The sequence below is a fragment of the Providencia sp. PROV175 genome (genome assembly GCF_032707045.1).
Lineage (GTDB): Bacteria > Pseudomonadota > Gammaproteobacteria > Enterobacterales > Enterobacteriaceae > Providencia > Providencia hangzhouensis.
Genome location: NZ_CP120533.1, coordinates 2,673,377 through 2,690,726, shown reverse-complemented (window position 1 = coordinate 2,690,726; position 17,350 = coordinate 2,673,377). Strand labels below are relative to the sequence as shown.

Annotated in this window: 12 protein-coding genes; 6 read left to right on the top strand and 6 right to left on the bottom strand. The window is 39.4% G+C overall.

Going from position 1 to position 17,350, the window contains the following annotated elements; genetic code table 11:
- The first annotated feature begins 21 nt into the window (after positions 1-21).
- Both P3L44_RS12070 and P3L44_RS12065 read left to right on the top strand, forming a co-directional pair.
- Positions 22-507 (top strand): C40 family peptidase, encoded by a 486-nt coding sequence (locus tag P3L44_RS12070; protein WP_036958662.1) that lies wholly within the window; start codon positions 22-24, stop codon positions 505-507.
- Positions 508-570: 63 nt separating this feature from the next.
- Positions 571-1,587: a lipoate--protein ligase A gene (locus P3L44_RS12065; protein ID WP_004263748.1), complete on the top strand. Its 1,017-nt coding sequence runs from the start codon at positions 571-573 to the stop codon at positions 1,585-1,587.
- 78 nt (positions 1,588-1,665) lie between these two features.
- Here P3L44_RS12065 and P3L44_RS12060 read toward each other — a convergent pair whose 3' ends face one another.
- From P3L44_RS12060 to P3L44_RS12040, 5 genes are all read right to left on the bottom strand, one after another.
- Positions 1,666-2,037, bottom strand: a complete 372-nt coding sequence (locus tag P3L44_RS12060; RefSeq protein WP_004910390.1) for a helix-turn-helix domain-containing protein — start codon at positions 2,035-2,037, stop codon at positions 1,666-1,668.
- A gap of 630 nt (positions 2,038-2,667) precedes the next feature.
- Positions 2,668-3,717 (bottom strand): hemin-degrading factor, encoded by a 1,050-nt coding sequence (locus P3L44_RS12055; RefSeq protein WP_096863962.1) that lies wholly within the window; start codon positions 3,715-3,717, stop codon positions 2,668-2,670.
- 115 nt (positions 3,718-3,832) lie between these two features.
- The gene (locus P3L44_RS12050; RefSeq protein WP_272661553.1) at positions 3,833-5,977 is read right to left on the bottom strand and encodes a TonB-dependent receptor domain-containing protein; all 2,145 of its coding nucleotides are present in this window, start codon (positions 5,975-5,977) and stop codon (positions 3,833-3,835) included.
- Positions 5,978-6,344: 367 nt separating this feature from the next.
- Positions 6,345-7,394, bottom strand: coding sequence for a 3-deoxy-7-phosphoheptulonate synthase (locus P3L44_RS12045; protein WP_004263759.1), 1,050 nt, complete (start codon positions 7,392-7,394; stop codon positions 6,345-6,347).
- Between the two features lie 123 nt (positions 7,395-7,517).
- Entirely contained in the window at positions 7,518-8,381 is an 864-nt protein-coding gene (locus tag P3L44_RS12040) for a pyruvate, water dikinase regulatory protein (RefSeq protein ID WP_004263762.1), read from the bottom strand.
- A 261-nt stretch (positions 8,382-8,642) separates the two neighbouring features.
- On the opposite strand from P3L44_RS12040, the gene ppsA reads away from it, so the two are divergent.
- Positions 8,643-11,021, top strand: coding sequence for a phosphoenolpyruvate synthase (gene ppsA / locus P3L44_RS12035; RefSeq protein WP_140170571.1), 2,379 nt, complete (start codon positions 8,643-8,645; stop codon positions 11,019-11,021).
- A gap of 707 nt (positions 11,022-11,728) precedes the next feature.
- On the opposite strand, the gene ydiK is transcribed toward ppsA, so the two are convergent.
- Complete coding sequence (gene ydiK / locus P3L44_RS12030; protein ID WP_004263767.1) at positions 11,729-12,844, bottom strand: AI-2E family transporter YdiK; 1,116 nt, start codon at positions 12,842-12,844, stop codon at positions 11,729-11,731.
- Positions 12,845-13,100: 256 nt separating this feature from the next.
- Between ydiK and P3L44_RS12025 the strand changes: the two genes are divergently transcribed.
- The 3 genes from P3L44_RS12025 (at position 13,101) to sufA (ending at position 17,349) form a co-directional block, all read left to right on the top strand.
- Positions 13,101-16,154, top strand: coding sequence for an FAD-binding and (Fe-S)-binding domain-containing protein (locus P3L44_RS12025; protein WP_272661554.1), 3,054 nt, complete (start codon positions 13,101-13,103; stop codon positions 16,152-16,154).
- On the top strand, positions 16,154-16,570 hold the full coding sequence (gene menI / locus P3L44_RS12020; protein ID WP_272661555.1) for a 1,4-dihydroxy-2-naphthoyl-CoA hydrolase: 417 nt from the start codon (positions 16,154-16,156) through the stop codon (positions 16,568-16,570). The genes P3L44_RS12025 and menI overlap by 1 nt, the downstream gene beginning before the upstream one ends.
- A gap of 410 nt (positions 16,571-16,980) precedes the next feature.
- The gene (gene sufA / locus P3L44_RS12015; RefSeq protein WP_004263773.1) at positions 16,981-17,349 is read left to right on the top strand and encodes a Fe-S cluster assembly scaffold SufA; all 369 of its coding nucleotides are present in this window, start codon (positions 16,981-16,983) and stop codon (positions 17,347-17,349) included.
- The last annotated feature ends 1 nt before the right edge of the window (position 17,350 follow it).

Genomic DNA, 17,350 nt, shown 5'->3' with positions numbered 1-17,350 from the left:
GATAGATAAATAAGGTGCTTTATGGTTATCAAAATACAACACCTACCACTATTATTGTGTTTAGTTTTAATTGGTTGTTCATCGACATCCGTTAAAAGAACGCCGCCGCCATTAAAAACACAATTATCAGACCCAATCATGACGATAGCGCAATTAAAAGACCAGCTAGAGCAGTGGTATGGTACGCCTTATCATTATGGTGGAATGAATCAAAATGGTGTGGATTGTTCCGGTTTTGTCTATCGCACATTTAACGACCGTTTTGCCATTCAGTTACCTCGAACAACAGTAGATCAAACTCAATTAGGCACACGGATTGATAAATCTGATTTGATGCCAGGGGATTTGGTGTTCTTTAAAACAGGTTCAGGGGAGAATGGATTGCATGTGGGGATTTACGATACCGATAATACATTCATTCACGCATCAACGAGTAAAGGGGTAATTCGTTCATCAATGGATAATGTTTATTGGCGAAAAGTGTTTTGGCAAGCAAGACGTATCTAAATTCACTATTTTATTCAGTGATTATGCTATCTTAAGGGCAAGTTTTGTTTTAAGGATAGCTCAATGTCAACAGTACGTTTACTCATCTCAGAATCCTACGACCCTTGGTTTAACCTTGCGGTTGAAGAAACTATTTTCCGACAAATGCCAACCGACCAACGTGTTATGTTTCTTTGGAGAAATGCGGATACCGTGGTTATAGGGCGTGCTCAAAATCCGTGGAAAGAATGTAATACACGGCGGATGGAAGAAGATAATGTTCGTTTAGCTCGGCGTAGTAGTGGCGGTGGTGCTGTCTTTCATGATCTAGGTAACACTTGTTTCACATTTATGGCGGGAAAGCCAGAATATGATAAAACAGTTTCTACACAAATCATTGTTGATGGATTAGCACAGGTCGGTATTAACGCACAAATTTCAGGTCGCAATGATTTGGTTTTAGATACAGAAAGTGGTCCGCGAAAAATATCCGGTTCTGCATACCGAGAAACGAAAGATAGAGGTTTTCACCATGGAACCTTGCTGATTAATGCAGATTTAAGTCGTTTAGCTAATTACCTGAATCCAGATCCTAAAAAATTACAGGCAAAAGGGATTACGTCAGTGCGTTCTCGTGTGGCTAACTTGTCTGAGCTTGTTCCTAATATTTCTCATGAAATTGTTTGTGAGGGAATAATTAAAAGTTTTTTTAATTACTTCGGTGAAACGGTCGAAGCGGAGTATATCTCCCCTGAAAAATTACCTGATTTGCCAAATTTTCCAGAAACTTTTGCTAAGCAAAGTAGTTGGGAATGGAATTTTGGGCAAGCACCAGCGTTTACTCACTATTCAGATACACGTTTTTCTTGGGGAGGAATTGAGTTTCATTTTGATATCGAAAAAGGCGTGATAAATCGCTGTCAGTTTTTTACAGATAGCTTAGACCCATCTCCTTTGGAGTGGTTAAGTGAGCAATTGACGGGTAAAACATATCAGACAGAAACAATACGTTCTTTAGGTAAACAAATGGCCGTAAAATGGCCTCAATTGCAGGAGCAGTTAGCTGATTTGGAAAACTGGCTAGTCCATGAATTAAGTTAAAAAAAGAGCCGACATAGTCGGCTCAGACATAGACTTCAAAATTGCAAATAACTAATAGGAAGGGATGTTCTAAAATAATCAGTTATGACAGCTACAAGTCATAAAGTTTTTGCATTCAGGTAATTCACCTGATTGGCGAAATTTTGCAGGCGTTGTATCAAAGTGCTTTTTAAAGATGCGGGTAAATGTCGCCTGTGAACTAAAGCCATATTGCAATGCGATATCAAGAATAGGTAAGTTGCCTTCACGTAATGATTTAGCTGCTTCTAATAAACGACGTTTACGGACGTATTCACCAAGCGTGCAGCCTTTCATTTCTTTGAAAACACGCTGTAAATGCCATTTTGAATAGCCGCTTTTATCGGCAATTGTGTCGATTTTGATGCCTTCATTGCGCTGCAACTGACTTTCAAGCCATTTAACAATATCGTTGACTACACTTTCTGACATATTTACCTCCTACTCAAGTAGGCTATTGTTCATTAATAACTAATAATAACTCACGAAATTAGGGTCTATTCTTCCTGTTTTTCCGATATATCGATAGGCTAAACGTGCGGTTTTTTAATGATAATAACTATCAGTACAATAGATATTGAAAAAATTAACATTTTAAACATTCAATATTGTATGTTTAAAATTCTTTTAATTCAAGCGCCTATGTTATCACGTCATTTTTGTAGGTAAGAAAAAGAGAAAGTTTTCATTATATTCAAAAAAATTGTTCAAGCTATTCGAAATTATTAACCAAGTAAATAATTGAAATATTATTGCTTCATTTATAATCGTATTTCTATAACAATAAACAGGAAATTCCGAGGTAATTGTTATGATTGAAAGTGCTTATAACTACAGTTTTAGTAGTATGAATAACTAATATATGCGGTAAGTTAAATACTTTGTGCGAGAGATGGATGATTATTCTATTTCTATATCAAAAAGTGGCTTGTATCGTTGTTGTGAATTAATGAGGTAAAGGGTCTATGGCAATTTTCATGTCTAATTCAAACCACAATTTATGATTGAAAAGTATTTAGAAAATTACCATGACAGATTATCTACTTTCTTATTATTCTTTTATTATATGCGAGATATTGAAAGAATTTGCTTGCTCCATTCTATTTGTTCGGGAGTGCCTTCAATACGCTGGCCATACATTTGAATAATTTGGTTACCTTGGGTATCAAAGACCTCAAGACTTGTCACAAAGCCATCTTTAGTTGGCTTACGTGTGACCCAGCACTCAGAAATGCCATTTTCAATGATATGAAGTTTAAAGTTTGTACTTGAAACATTTAACCAATCAGTTTGAGAACTTTCAACAGAGAGTGATGATAGTTCATTTATTTTTCCTGTAAATATTTGCACACACCCACGGTTTCCTACAAAGAGCATAACTTCATTTTTTGCATGGTATGCAAGAGAGAGTAATTCAGATAAAGCCGTAGTAGGGACTTGCCATGCTAATTCTTGGCTAACGACACGAAAAACTTGCTGACGACTTAGATTGTGTTTCTTTAATATACCAAAAAACTGATGAACATTGGTCATCTCACGCCATTGTTGCTCTAATTGAGAGGCGAGTTCTTCGCTAATTTTTTGTTCTGAAAATGGCGAAATTGTTTTAGGTTCGATAGGCGGATTCTCTGATGTGCTGTAGCGCTCTATCATGGCTTGCCAAGCAGCTATATCAGAGTTGTCGGTGGAAAAGACCTTGTGTAACGAATCACCATATTTATCGAAAAATTGAATACTGTGGCGAGTTCCCTCTGGCATTTTTTCAGTGAGTGCAAAAACTGAGCTCCACTGCGCAAAGAACATGCGTAAGTCTAATGCTTTAGGGTTTAGAAATAGCCCACCGTGGTTACTAAATTTTGGGTTATTGTATGCACCCGTTTGAATACTAACAGCGTACTGATTACGAGTGATCCCTATAGCTTTGCCTATTGTGGTTAAATCTTGCAAGATATCAATAGGTTTACTGACCAATCGTTGAACATTATCTTTACCGACACGACAATGAATTAGTTGGGCCTCCGATACGCCAAGTAAGGCCGCTATTTCTTGGGAGTGCTTATCAGAGTGCGTTTTCTTAGCTTGCAGGTAATCATTATAGAGGTTTGAATTCACAAATTTTTCCTTAATAAAATTAAAAGACATAGTGAAAAGTTATCAACTGATTTATTTTTTATACTGCTGATAAATTTAATAAAATCAGTTGATAACATGGTTTTTTACTACTTAACTACCAGTTGTAATTCATGTTGAGATAAAAGTTCCGACCTTCTTGGGGTACACCAGTGGAAGATAGATATGGCTTATCAAATGCATTTTTCATTGTGAGAGTCGAACTTAACCCTTTTATGAATTGATCTGCTTGGTAATTCACATAGAAATCATGAATGCTATAGCCCGCATATTGAATGACTTCTTTATGATAGCGGTCTAAGCCTTTATCAGATCTGTGATGCCACTTTTTATATTTATCGTTACCTTGAAGTTGCGTTCTTGCAGAGAATTCCCCTATCCAACCTAGAGTAAAGCCAGTACTAGCAACCGGTACATTGAATCGAGCCGTTAGTGTTTCAGGGCGTATAGACGAAAGAGAATAATGTGAGCCGTCTTCTCTACCTGTGGTTTTATTGTGATTGATATTTAATTCAAACCACCGTGTTCTGTAGCTTATAAAGCTATCAATGCCATAAATGGATGCGCTGGGGATATTGATATAATAAAGCTCATCTGGGAACCATTGGCCATACCTTGGCGTATAAAGACCTTCAAGGGCAATATGGTTTTTAGCTTTGGTCTTAAAGTAGGTTGAACCGAATTGAAGGTCGCTATTATCAATAAATACTCCATCAAAACTGATTTTTATACCTGTTTCGAGAGTTCTATTCGTTTCTGGACGTAAATCAGGCGATGGACGAAAGTTCGAGGGAGTGCCAAAAAAGGGTATAGTGAAATGGTTTGAATTGTTATAAAGCTCGGACATACGTGGAGTACGGTATGCTTCAGCGTATGATGAGTAAAGATTGAGCCAATGGGTTGGAGTAATACTAACAGCCATACGGGATGACAAGTTGATATGTTTATTTTCAGGGAAATTATTCCTCGATGCACGGTATTGTGTAAAGCGTGTTCCAATTGATAAAGTTAACGGTAATTGATGCAATGTCATGTCATTGACTAACCAGCCAGACAGGTTATCAAGTTCTGCTGGTGGATAACTTATTGCATACTGATTTGACGTTTGCTTTTGCTGATAATATTCGAAACCACTTTGAATATGATGATTTACCCAGTTATACATAGGTAAAGTGAAGCTATTAGTAAATTTAGTCCCATAGGTATATTGATTTCGCGTTTCAGAGCCATACTCTTTTGGTTTGCTCTTGACCTTAACTGTATCAGTTTGATCTAAATATAAATCTGTATAATAAATATCCCACTGGGCTTGCCAATTTACCTCATTTTTGGGTGTAAAAAATTGGCTAATGGCAACATCTCGCTGATGGCTTTGTCTTTCATGCGGTGTATTTGGATATCTATTTTTTTCTGAAGGTTTAGCGGGTTGTTTTACCCCTAAACTGTTGTTGCGGTATTCTTTTAATTGTAACGTCAAGTTATATGAAGGGTGGGCAAGCCAGCTGCTTTTGAGCATCCAGTTGCTTAGCTGTTCAGTATTATCAACCTCTTCAAACTCGGGTGAGCCGAGTAGGTGCTTTTTACGTTGACTATAGGTAAACAGAGTATCTGTTGATTCAGTTCTGCCTAATAGCGTTGCACCTGCATAGTAACCGTGATCATTACGGTTAATACCGCTAAAGACCTGACCACCGATTTTTTGCCCTGGTTTTAATATGTCAGCTGCATTTATTGTTTTGAATGATACGACTCCGGCTAACGCGCCGCCGCCATGATGTACAGATGATGCGCCTTTATGGACGTAGACTTTTTTTACTAAGGTGGGGTCAATAAATGTAGCTTCATATAAGCCGGAATAAAAGTCTTGGGTGATATTATCAACGGTGACTTTAACACCTCGTGAATCATAACCCCGCATTTGAATGCCCTGGCCATAAGTGCTATTAGAACCAGAAACAAATACTCCAGCTTGGCCTTTTAGTAAATCTAAGGCGGATGTCGCAGATTGATATTCAGGCGCTTTTGCATCAATTACATCGACTTGTTCTGCTACAGCGATATTTTCTAAACTAAGAGGTGAGGTCGAAACGTGAATAATGTCGCTGGTATTCGCTTTTGGAGTCGATAAGTTTTCACCTAAAGCGGTGTTGCTAAACCCGGTCATTACAACGGTGGCAGCAATAGCTGAGAGTGATATTTTATGATCTTGATGGATTGATGCAGGCATCGATTTAAACAGCATTGGAAATCCTTTCCTTTGGTTTCAGAATTTGCTGGCTGCCTGGATAAATAATCTGGGTGGCATGCAATAAATATTTATGTAACTCATTTATTTATTAGAACTATTTAGCCCTGTAATGTCGTAGCGAATAATGGGCTAGGCTACAGAAGTTCTAACGGATAAATTAGTTTGTAGTGAGAATTATTATCGTTGGCGCGAGGTGGGTCAAGGATTTTTTGGATTAAAATTCTGTATTTATTTTATTAATTAGATTATTATATTATTTAATTGTGCATTAAATGATAATTATTTTTTTTGTAAATATAAAAGCCCTTTAGTTTCTATGTTCACTAAAGGGCTCATAATAAAAAAATTGGAATGATTTGGCTTATTTAAAGCGTGACTCAACAGCTTGAGCAAGAATTTCAATAAGTTGTTCGGTATCTTCCCAGCCAAGACATGGGTCGGTAATAGATTGGCCATAAACTAACGGTTGGTCAGAAACCACTTTTTGTGTGCCTTCAACTAAGAAGCTTTCTGCCATCACTCCACTGATAGCGGTCGAGCCATCTTTTATTTGCTCCGCAATATCTCGTGCAACTTCGAGTTGGCGACGATGAATTTTTTGGCAATTACCATGGCTGAAATCGACCACTAAATGCTCTGGTAATTCGAATTTACGCAGTTTGTCACAGGCTGCTGCTAAATCACCAGCCGTGTAATTAGGCTGTTTACCGCCACGCATAATGATATGGCCATGCGGGTTACCACTGGTTTGGTAAATGGTCATTTGGCCATTCTTATCCGGCGATAAAAACATATGCTGCGCCTTTGCAGCTCTTATCGCATCAATAGCAATATTAATATTGCCGTCGGTGCCATTTTTGAAACCTACAGGACAGGACAATGCGGATGCCATTTCACGGTGGATTTGGCTTTCTGTTGTGCGAGCGCCAATTGCTCCCCAACTAATGAGATCGGCAATATATTGGCCCGTGACCATATCAAGGAATTCGGTTGCCGTGGCTAACCCTAACTGGTTAACTTCAATCAATAATTTACGAGCTAACCGGATACCGGTGTTGACTTGGCAAGAATTATCGAGGTTAGGATCAGAAATTAACCCTTTCCAACCAACGACAGTTCGTGGTTTCTCAAAGTAAGTTCGCATGACAATTTCTAAACGGTCTTGATGACGCTCTCTTAACACATTTAATTTTTTAGCGTATTCAATAGCCGCATCGATGTCATGAATCGAACAAGGGCCAACAATAACCAGTAAACGTGGGTCTTGGCCGGATAATATCTGTTCTATGCGTTTTCGTGACGCTGTCACGTTTTCAGCGACTTTTTGGGAAATAGGAAACTCATCAGCAAGAGTTTGTGGGGTAATTAAGCTGTCCACTCTCGCAGTACGTAATTCATCAGTTTTGTGCATTTTCTTTCTCAAAGAACTTTAATAGGCATATGCCCTATAAGTGATTAAGATCACAATAAACGAATATGGCTTAATTTCAACCTCCAACTTAGCAGGAATGAATATTTTTTTTATTTGTATTCATTAAAAGATTCGTCTTTGTAAGCCCATGGTATCAATCACTTTTGCTGAAATTTCTTCAACAGAATAGTTAGTTGTATTTAAGTAGTTGATTTTATTTTGTCTAAATAAAGCTTCCACTTCAGCTATCTCAATACGACATTGCCTTATGGATGCATAACGGCTATTTTCACGGCGCTCTTCGCGGATAGCTGCTAGCCGTTCAGGGCTAATAGTTAAACCAAACAATTTATGTGTATATGGGCGTAATGCTGCAGGTAATTGTAAATTATCCATATCATCAGCCGTAAATGGGTAATTTGCCGCTTGGATACCAAATTGCATCGCTAAGTAGAGGCTTGTTGGCGTTTTGCCACAACGTGAAACACCAATTAGTATCACTTGAGCTTGGTCTAAATTTCGTAAAGAAATCCCATCGTCGTGAGCCAGTGTGTATTCAATAGCAGCTATACGTGCATCATATTGATTCATATTTTGCATAGATAGGCCATGGGTTCGGTTGAGTTTTGGCTCAGGTTCTAGGCCGACTTCCTTCTGAATTGGGGCGACTAGACTTTGGACGATATCTTGGCAAAAACCTGCACTCTGGGTAATGATTTGCTTAACTTCAGGGGAGATAATCGAATAGAACACTAAAGGACGCAACTGGGTTTCTTCGAAGATAATATCTATTTTTTGCTTAATTTCATGTGCACGAGCTTCGCTTGTTACAAACGGCAGAGTATAAGAAATAAATGACAGAGGAAATTGAGAAAGTACGGCATGTCCCAAAGTTTCAGCGGTTATCGCTGTTCCATCAGAAATAAAAAAAACAGTACGTTGAACTTGGCTTACCATATTATTCATTGCTCCTAATTCGCTCATCATTATTCGTCTCTATTGTATTTATCACTGGATATTGGGAAATATTATCTTTGTTTAAAGTTTAAAAATTAGTTTATAGGGGAAACTATAGCCATTTTTTGAACGATTTTTAGAACAAAAAAGTTTTCTTCAGTGATGGAACGATTCACCAGTCCATCTTCTCTTAGCGTCTGTGCTAGTCTATTTCACGAGGCGAAATTTCGCCAACGAGATTTTTTACGATTTGTACTCTGTCACTAAATTGCTATAAAAGGATCGCTTTCAATGTCCACAAATGGCCTCACTCCGTGTAATGTACTTTGGTATAACCAATTAGGGATGAATGATGTTGACCGTGTCGGGGGCAAAAATGCTTCTCTCGGTGAAATGATCACTAACTTATCTGATCTGGGAGTATCCGTACCTAACGGTTTCGCGACAACCGCACAGGCGTTTAATGATTTTCTGGAGCAGAGCGGTGTAAATCAACGCATTTATAACCTGCTAGATGAAACGGATATTGATGATGTGAACCAACTGGCTGTAGCAGGTGCTCAGATCCGTCAATGGGTGATTGATACACCATTGACGAAGGAGTTGGAACAAGATATTCGTGATGCTTTCGCACAACTGTCAGAAGGTGAAGCGGAAGCTTCATTTGCTGTCCGCTCATCGGCAACTGCTGAGGACATGCCTGACGCTTCGTTTGCAGGGCAACAGGAAACATTCCTTAACGTTCAAGGAATTGACGCTGTATTAGTTGCGATTAAACACGTTTTTGCTTCATTGTTTAATGACCGTGCGATTTCATATCGTGTTCACCAAGGTTATGATCACCGCGGTGTAGCACTGTCCGCGGGCGTTCAACGCATGGTACGTTCAGATTTAGCCTCATCGGGTGTTATGTTTACGATTGATACTGAATCGGGCTTCGACCAAGTCGTATTTATTACCTCTGCGTATGGTTTAGGTGAGATGGTGGTGCAAGGCGCCGTGAATCCAGACGAGTTTTATGTCCATAAACCAACGTTAGCCAATAACCGTCCTGCAATTGTGCGCCGTACCCTAGGCTCTAAAAAATTACAAATGGTGTATGCCAACAGTAAAGAGCACGGTAAACAAGTACAAATTGAAGATGTGCCAGAAGCACTACGCAATCGTTTCTCTTTAACTGATCTCGAAGTGGAAGAGCTTGCACGCCAAGCTATACAGATTGAAAAGCACTACGGTCGCCCAATGGATATTGAGTGGGCAAAAGATGGTCATAATGGGCGTTTGTATATTGTCCAAGCAAGGCCAGAAACCGTTCGCTCTAATCAACAAGTGATGGAGCGTTATCAATTAAAACAACAAGGACAAGTTTTAGTTGAAGGACGTGCAATCGGTCATCGTATTGGCTCTGGGGCTGTTAAAGTCATACATAACTTGAGTGAAATGGATAGAATTCAGGTGGGTGATGTACTTGTTACCGATATGACAGACCCTGATTGGGAGCCTATCATGAAAAAAGCCGCTGCGATTGTTACGAATCGTGGTGGACGTACATGCCATGCTGCGATTATCGCGCGTGAATTAGGCATTCCTGCGGTTGTGGGTTGTGGTGATGCGACTGACCGTTTGCAAGAAGGCCAAGAAGTGACAGTTTCTTGTTCAGAAGGTGATACGGGCTTTGTATACGAAGGTAAACTGGCGTTTGAAATTCACAGTTCTGAAGTGAGTGATATGCCAAATCTAGATGTCAAAATCATGATGAATGTCGGTAACCCTGACCGTGCATTTGATTTTGCTTGCTTACCTAATGAAGGCGTGGGTCTAGCTAGACTTGAGTTTATCATCAATCGTATGATTGGTGTTCACCCAAGGGCATTACTGGAATTTGATCAGCAATCTCCTGAGTTACAAGCAGAAATTCACCAAATGATGGCGGGCTATGATGACCCGATTGAATTTTATGTCGGTAAATTAACTGAAGGGATTTCTACTCTAGCCGCTGCTTTCTGGCCAAAACGCGTTATTGTCCGTTTATCTGACTTCAAGTCTAATGAATATGCCAACTTAGTCGGTGGGGATATTTATGAACCTGAAGAAGAAAATCCAATGTTAGGTTTCCGTGGTGCAGGGCGCTATGTATCTGACAGCTTCCGTGCCTGTTTTGCATTGGAATGCGAAGCGGTTAAACGTGTTCGCAACACTATGGGGTTAACGAATGTTGAAGTTATGATCCCATTTGTGCGGACAGTTGCACAAGCTGAGTCTGTAGTTGCTGAGCTGGCTAAACATGATTTGAAACGTGGTGAAAACGGTCTAAAAGTCATTATGATGTGCGAAATTCCATCAAATGCTTTACTGGCAGATCAATTCCTCGAACATTTCGACGGTTTCTCTATCGGTTCGAATGATATGACTCAGTTAACATTAGGTCTTGATAGGGATTCTGGTGTTGTTTCTGAGTTATTTGATGAACGAAACGATGCGGTAAAAGCCATGTTATCTATGGCTATACAGGCTGCAAAACGACAAAACAAATATGTAGGTATTTGTGGTCAAGGGCCATCCGACCATCAAGATTTTGCTCAATGGCTGGTAGATGAAGGTATTGATAGTTTATCTTTGAATCCAGATACCGTGGTACAAACATGGCTGACGATAGCTGAGAATCAATAGTTATCTCGTTTTTTAATCATCAAGGCTGAATGTGAATAACATTCAGCCTTCGCATTTATTTGATTAAAATTACCTATTACAGAAATTGATTAATACTATTATTAATAGGTTGATAGCAAACAGTTCTAAATAAATATTCATATAATACTTTTTAGGTATAAATAAAAAAAGAATATAATTACTCTTATTTTGTGTATTTAGTTTGGGCAGAAAATATACCTTAAATAGAAATAACGGAATTTATTTAATTATATAACGCTAAAGGAGTATGAAAACTGCTAGTTATGTCAAAAATTGATATTAATCAATAATTATAAAGTGATGTTCTGATTACGATATGAATAATATTCATATTAAATGAAGATAAAAAAAAAGCCTATCATGGGCTGACAGGCAAAGACTACACACAGCAATTCAGTTAAATAAAGCGACGCCTAAAAAGGGAGGGGCATAGCTTTTTATATCCATATGATTCAATAATAGAATATTAAACTATTCATATTATACAATCATTAAGAACACTCTCAATATTAATATTACTCATTGTTACTTAAAGAGAATTAATTCAATAGATTTATGTTAACATAAATTAGACTAAATACTAACGTTAGAATGTTAAATATTGTTTCTAAATATTAATGGAGCAATACTTATTAAGTTAGCAGGCATGTCTTGCTTGAACATGCCTGCTACTAATCAACTACGTACTACTTTTTAATCGAAAACTCTTCTTCTAGAAATTTTTCAGTTTCTGTTAAGTCTTCACTTGGAACTGCAACCTCATTCATCCAAGCTTTTAATAAGCTATATGAAACGGCTAATACAACAGGGCCAATAAACAAACCAATCATGCCAAATGATAAAATTCCACCAATAACACCAACAAGGATCAGAACCATTGGTAAGTCAGCCCCCATTTTGATGAGCCATGGGCGAAGAACGCCATCCATAGTGGCAACAACGGCGGCCCATATAGCAAGAATAATTCCCCATGTCGTATCACCTGTCCAAAATAGCCAAATGACGGATGGCACCATAATGAGTAGAGGCCCCAATTGCGCCACACAGCATATAAACAACAAGACAGTTAAGATGGCCGCATAACCAATACCCGACAAGGCAAGTCCAATTCCTCCGACGATGGCTTGAATTAGCGCGGTGACGACGACACCAAGGGCAACAGCTCGAATAGATTGTGCCGCTAACACGACGGCAGCATCCCCACGGATCCCTGCGAGACGGACCGCAAAGTGACGGATGCTAACCATGACAGATTCGCCTTTAAGGTAGAGCAATCCACTAAATAGCAGCATTAGCATCAAGTGAAAAACAAATCTTCCTGCGCTAATGGCCTGTGTAGCAAACCAGCCAGCAGCTTGGCCAAAATAGGGTTGAATTTTAGCAAGTAAAGCATTCCCCCCACTGGCGACTAAGCTATGCCATGCATAGTAAATTTTCTCACCCACCATTGGAATGGTATTGAGCCATTCTAAATCAGGCAATGTTAAGCTTGACGGCGATTTCGCTAAATCAATAAGTGGTGTGCTATTTTCAATGATACTGCCAATTAGAATACCCAATGGAATAACGAACAGCAGTAATATAAGAAGAACCATCACCAATGTAGCTAACCAGCGCTTATGCCATAAGCGAGCTTCCAGTCTTAATAATAGTGGCCAAGTAGCAATTACCATCATTCCAGCCCATACAAAGCCAAGAATAAATGGATTAAGTACCCAAAAGCAGGCTGCTATCATTAAAACGATGGATAATAGGCCGAAAATAAGTTTGGGAAGATCCAAGCGTTTTTGCGATTTTTCCATTAATGACTGGTCCTTTACAAATGAAAATTCTGTGTCTGTGGCAAATTTTTAGGCGAAAATAACGTAATTTTTTTTCACGGTTAAAAAAAACAATATTGTGATATGGTTCATAATGACAATGTCATCAGCGGCTGTGCTGTCTTTACAGGCTGTGAAGGTAACCCATCATAGACCTAAGACACTATTGTGCAACTTAAAATAAAGATAGTACATAACGAGTAATGCGAACACTAAACAACAAGAGTCATCGTTAATAATGATCCCGCGTATATCAGAAGCTCCTCATCTTAGTCATCTAGTTATTGAGTTCTTGCATGAGCTACAAGAACAGGGTTTTACTGGGGATAACGGCACCAGCTATGCTGAACGTTTATCCATGGCAACAGATAATAGTATTTACCAACTATTACCCCAAGCGGTTGTATTTCCGCGTTCGAGTGCAGATGTACAAATTATCACTCGGCTTGCGGGGCAAGCGAAATTTCGTGAGCTCAGCTTTACACCTCGGGGTGGTGGGACGGGAACTAATGGGCAATCCTTAACTGAAGGGATTGTTGTGGATATGTCCCGTTATATGAATAGGATTTTAGAAATAAACCCAGAGCAAGGTTGGGTTAAAGTTGAGGCTGGGGTCATCAAAGACCAATTAAATCAATACCTCAAACCTTACGGTTATTTCTTTTCGCCGGAGCTATCTACCAGCAACCGAGCAACATTAGGTGGAATGATCAACACTGACGCATCTGGTCAAGGCTCATTAGTATATGGTAAAACCTCTGATCACGTGTTAGGCGTTAAAGCCATGGTGTTAGGTGGAGAATGCCTAGATACACGTGCTATGCCTATCGAACTCGCCCAAACGATTGCGTCAGAAGATTCAACAGTGGGGCGTATATATAAAACAGTATTAGAACGCTGTTTAGAGCAACGTCCATTAATTGAAGAAAAATTTCCCAAGTTAAATCGTTTCCTGACAGGGTATGATTTACGTCATGTATTTAATGATGAACTAACAGAATTTGACCTTACCCGTATCTTGACTGGGTCTGAAGGGTCTTTAGCCTTTATTACCGAGGCGACGCTTGATATCACACCTTTGCCAAAAGTACGCCGCTTAGTAAACGTCAAATATGACTCTTTTGAGTCCGCATTGCGTAATGCACCTTTTATGGTTGATGCAAAAGCCTTGTCTGTTGAAACAGTTGACTCGAAAGTATTGAATTTAGCGCGTGAAGATATTGTTTGGCACTCAGTTAAAGCATTGATTACTGACATTCCAAATAAGGAAATGTTGGGGCTGAATATTGTTGAGTTTAGTGGTGATGATGAAGCGGAAATTAACCAATTAACTGAAAGCCTTTGTCAGCGGCTTGATGAGTTAATGGCGAATAACCAAGCCGGCGTGATTGGTTATCAAACCTGTCATGACCTTGAAGATATTACGCGCATTTATAACATGCGTAAAAAAGCAGTTGGGCTGTTAGGGAACAGCAAGGGTGCTGCAAAGCCAATTCCGTTTGTTGAGGATACTTGTGTTCCTCCTGAGCATCTTGCTGATTATATAGTGGAATTCCGTGCATTATTAGACAGCCACAACTTGAATTATGGCATGTTTGGCCACGTGGACGCAGGGGTATTACATGTCCGTCCTGCGCTTGATATGTGTGATCCGCAGCAAGAAGTATTGATGAAACAAATTTCTGATGAAATTGTGGCATTAACCGCTAAATATGGTGGGCTTTTGTGGGGGGAACATGGGAAAGGTTTCCGTGCGCAATATAGTCCTGAATTTTTTGGCGATGTATTATACGGTGAGCTTCGGAATATTAAAGCGGCATTTGACCCCGATAACCGTTTGAACCCAGGTAAAATTTGCCCACCTGCGGGGTTGGATGCACCGATGAAGCAGGTTGATGACATCAAGCGAGGAACGTATGACCGGCAAATTCCAGTCCAAATGCGCCAAGAGTTCCGTGGTGCTATGGAGTGTAATGGCAATGGGCTGTGTTTCAATTTTGATGTAAAGAGCCCAATGTGCCCATCGATGAAGGTGAGTGGTCAACGAGTCCATTCTCCGAAAGGCCGTGCAACACTTGTTCGTGAATGGTTAAGGTTGCTAGCGGAACAAGGCGTTACACCAGAACACCTTGAAAAAGGAATTACGCACAACCAGTCTTCATTAAGAGGCTTAATCGAGAAAACCCGTAATACTTGGCGTGCGAAGCAAGGGGATTATGATTTTTCTCATGAAGTGAAAGCTTCAATGGCTGGGTGCCTCGCCTGTAAAGCCTGCTCAACACAATGCCCGATTAAAATTGATGTGCCATCATTTAGAGCTAAATTTTTAGCATTGTATCATGGGCGTTATTTGCGACCTATTCGGGACCATATTGTTGCAAACGTCGAAGCGAGTGCACCAATACTTTCCAAGGTACCTAGCGTATTTAATTTCTTTTTACGTCAACCGGTGGTGCAAAAACTGAGCCAACACACCATTGGTATGGTGGATTTACCGTTATTTTCTCAACCCACATTAAAACAAGAACTTTCAGGCCATGCCGCGGTTTCTGTTACGCTTGAACAACTTGAAAGTATGGCGGATTCACAGCGTGAAAAATATGTGCTGGTGGTTCAAGACCCTTTCACTAGCTATTACGATGCCAAAGTGGTGGCAGATTTTGTCCGCTTAATTGAAAAGTTAGGTCTTAAACCTGTATTGTTACCGTTTTCACCGAATGGAAAAGCGCAACACATCAAAGGTTTTTTAGCGAAATTTGCTAAAACAGCTCGCAAGACAGCGGACTTTTTAAATCGAGTGGCAAAATTACAGTTACCAATGGTCGGTGTTGACCCTGCACTGGTACTTTGTTATCGCGATGAATACCATGAAATTTTAGGTAAAGAACAGTGCCAATTTACGGTGATGTTGGCGCATGAGTGGTTAATGACATTGCCTGAACCACACAATGTGCAAGTGGCTTCGACACAACCATGGTATTTTTTCGGTCATTGTACGGAATCAACGGCTTTACCTAATAGTGCGAATCAATGGGCAGCGTTATTTGCTCGCTTTGGGCAAACATTAAATAATGTTAGTGTTGGCTGTTGTGGCATGGCAGGGACTTATGGGCACGAAGTGGCCAATCTTCAAAATTCAAAAGGAATTTATGATTTATCGTGGAAAGGCGCGATGTCTTCTTTGCCAAAAGATCGCTGTTTAAGTTCAGGTTATTCTTGCCGTAGCCAAGTTAAGCGAATGGAAAATGTATCGATAAAACATCCGATTCAAGCACTGTTGGAGATAGTTTAATGATTTGGAAACGTCAATTTAATTTGCAACAACTCGCTGAAATGTCAAAAACCTGCATGTTAGGGCATCTTGGCATTGAAATCACGGCAATTGGAGATGATTATTTAGAGGGAATAATGCCTGTCGATCATCGTACCAAACAGCCTTTTGGGTTATTGCATGGCGGTGCTTCTGTTGTGTTAGCCGAATCCTTGGGTTCAATTGCGGGTTATATGTGCTCGGAAGGGGAACAAAAGGTGGTCGGGTTGGAAATCAATGCAAATCATGTTCGTGCTGCTCGCTCAGGGGTTGTGAAAGGTATTTGTAAGCCTATTCATATAGGACGTCGCCAGCAAGTGTGGAATATTGAAATTTTCAATGAACAAGGCAAATTGTGTTGTACTTCTCGCCTGACAACTGCGGTATTATTTGAATAATAACCATTCTATATATAGGGTTTTTTGGCTAATTAAATGCCAGAACACCCTATAAAACCCTTATTTTTATATGGTTATATGGCCATTCTTTCTATAAATTCATTTTTTATCAAGTTAATTAAGTTGTATAATAAATGCATCTTTATTAATTTGTGTCATTTAAATGTATTATTTAGTACAAATTTGAATAAAAAACACAACTCTACTTATTCATTATTTATCAATGGGTTAATCTTATTTTGCTAGGGGGGTGTTTGTTTTTTTACCTGATAGTGAGCAAGAAAAGAGCTAAAATAGCTATAACCTCTTAAAACAAATGGTTGAAGTCAATTAGCTAATCATTACCATAGGGTAGGCAGAGTTAATCTCCTGATAACAGGCTGAAAAGCCATAAGAAATGTGGGGTCAATATGACTGACGGTGTAGAGACATTTTCATTTGATGAAAACAATTGGCAGGGAGTTAGCCTGACACAAAGCGCTGCAAAACAAATCAAAAAATTGATGGTGCAAAACCCAAACACTAAAGGGCTTTCACTTGGCGTAAAACAGTCCGGCTGCGCGGGTTTTGGTTATGTATTTGAAATGATCGAAAACCCAACAGAGCAACACCTGTTATTTGAACTCGATGGCGCACATCTTTATGTGCCAAAAGAAGCAATGCCATTTATTGATGGCACAGTCGTTGATTTTGTCCAAGAAGGGCTGAATCAAATTTTCAAATTCAATAACCCGAAAGCCCAACATGCCTGTGGGTGTGGTGAAAGCTTCGGCGTTTAAC

What these genes read in the sequence shown, in the direction of transcription:
- P3L44_RS12070 (WP_036958662.1), top strand. Translation starts at nt 22, where the DNA reads ATGGTTATCAAAATACAACACCTACCACTATTATTGTGTTTAGTTTTA.
- P3L44_RS12065 (WP_004263748.1), top strand. Translation starts at nt 571, where the DNA reads ATGTCAACAGTACGTTTACTCATCTCAGAATCCTACGACCCTTGGTTT.
- P3L44_RS12060 (WP_004910390.1), bottom strand. Translation starts at nt 2,037, where the DNA reads ATGTCAGAAAGTGTAGTCAACGATATTGTTAAATGGCTTGAAAGTCAG.
- P3L44_RS12050 (WP_272661553.1), bottom strand. Translation starts at nt 5,977, where the DNA reads ATGCTGTTTAAATCGATGCCTGCATCAATCCATCAAGATCATAAAATA.
- P3L44_RS12045 (WP_004263759.1), bottom strand. Translation starts at nt 7,394, where the DNA reads ATGCACAAAACTGATGAATTACGTACTGCGAGAGTGGACAGCTTAATT.
- P3L44_RS12040 (WP_004263762.1), bottom strand. Translation starts at nt 8,381, where the DNA reads ATGATGAGCGAATTAGGAGCAATGAATAATATGGTAAGCCAAGTTCAA.
- ppsA (WP_140170571.1), top strand. Translation starts at nt 8,643, where the DNA reads ATGTCCACAAATGGCCTCACTCCGTGTAATGTACTTTGGTATAACCAA.
- ydiK (WP_004263767.1), bottom strand. Translation starts at nt 12,844, where the DNA reads ATGGAAAAATCGCAAAAACGCTTGGATCTTCCCAAACTTATTTTCGGC.
- P3L44_RS12025 (WP_272661554.1), top strand. Translation starts at nt 13,101, where the DNA reads ATGATCCCGCGTATATCAGAAGCTCCTCATCTTAGTCATCTAGTTATT.
- menI (WP_272661555.1), top strand. Translation starts at nt 16,154, where the DNA reads ATGATTTGGAAACGTCAATTTAATTTGCAACAACTCGCTGAAATGTCA.
- sufA (WP_004263773.1), top strand. Translation starts at nt 16,981, where the DNA reads ATGACTGACGGTGTAGAGACATTTTCATTTGATGAAAACAATTGGCAG.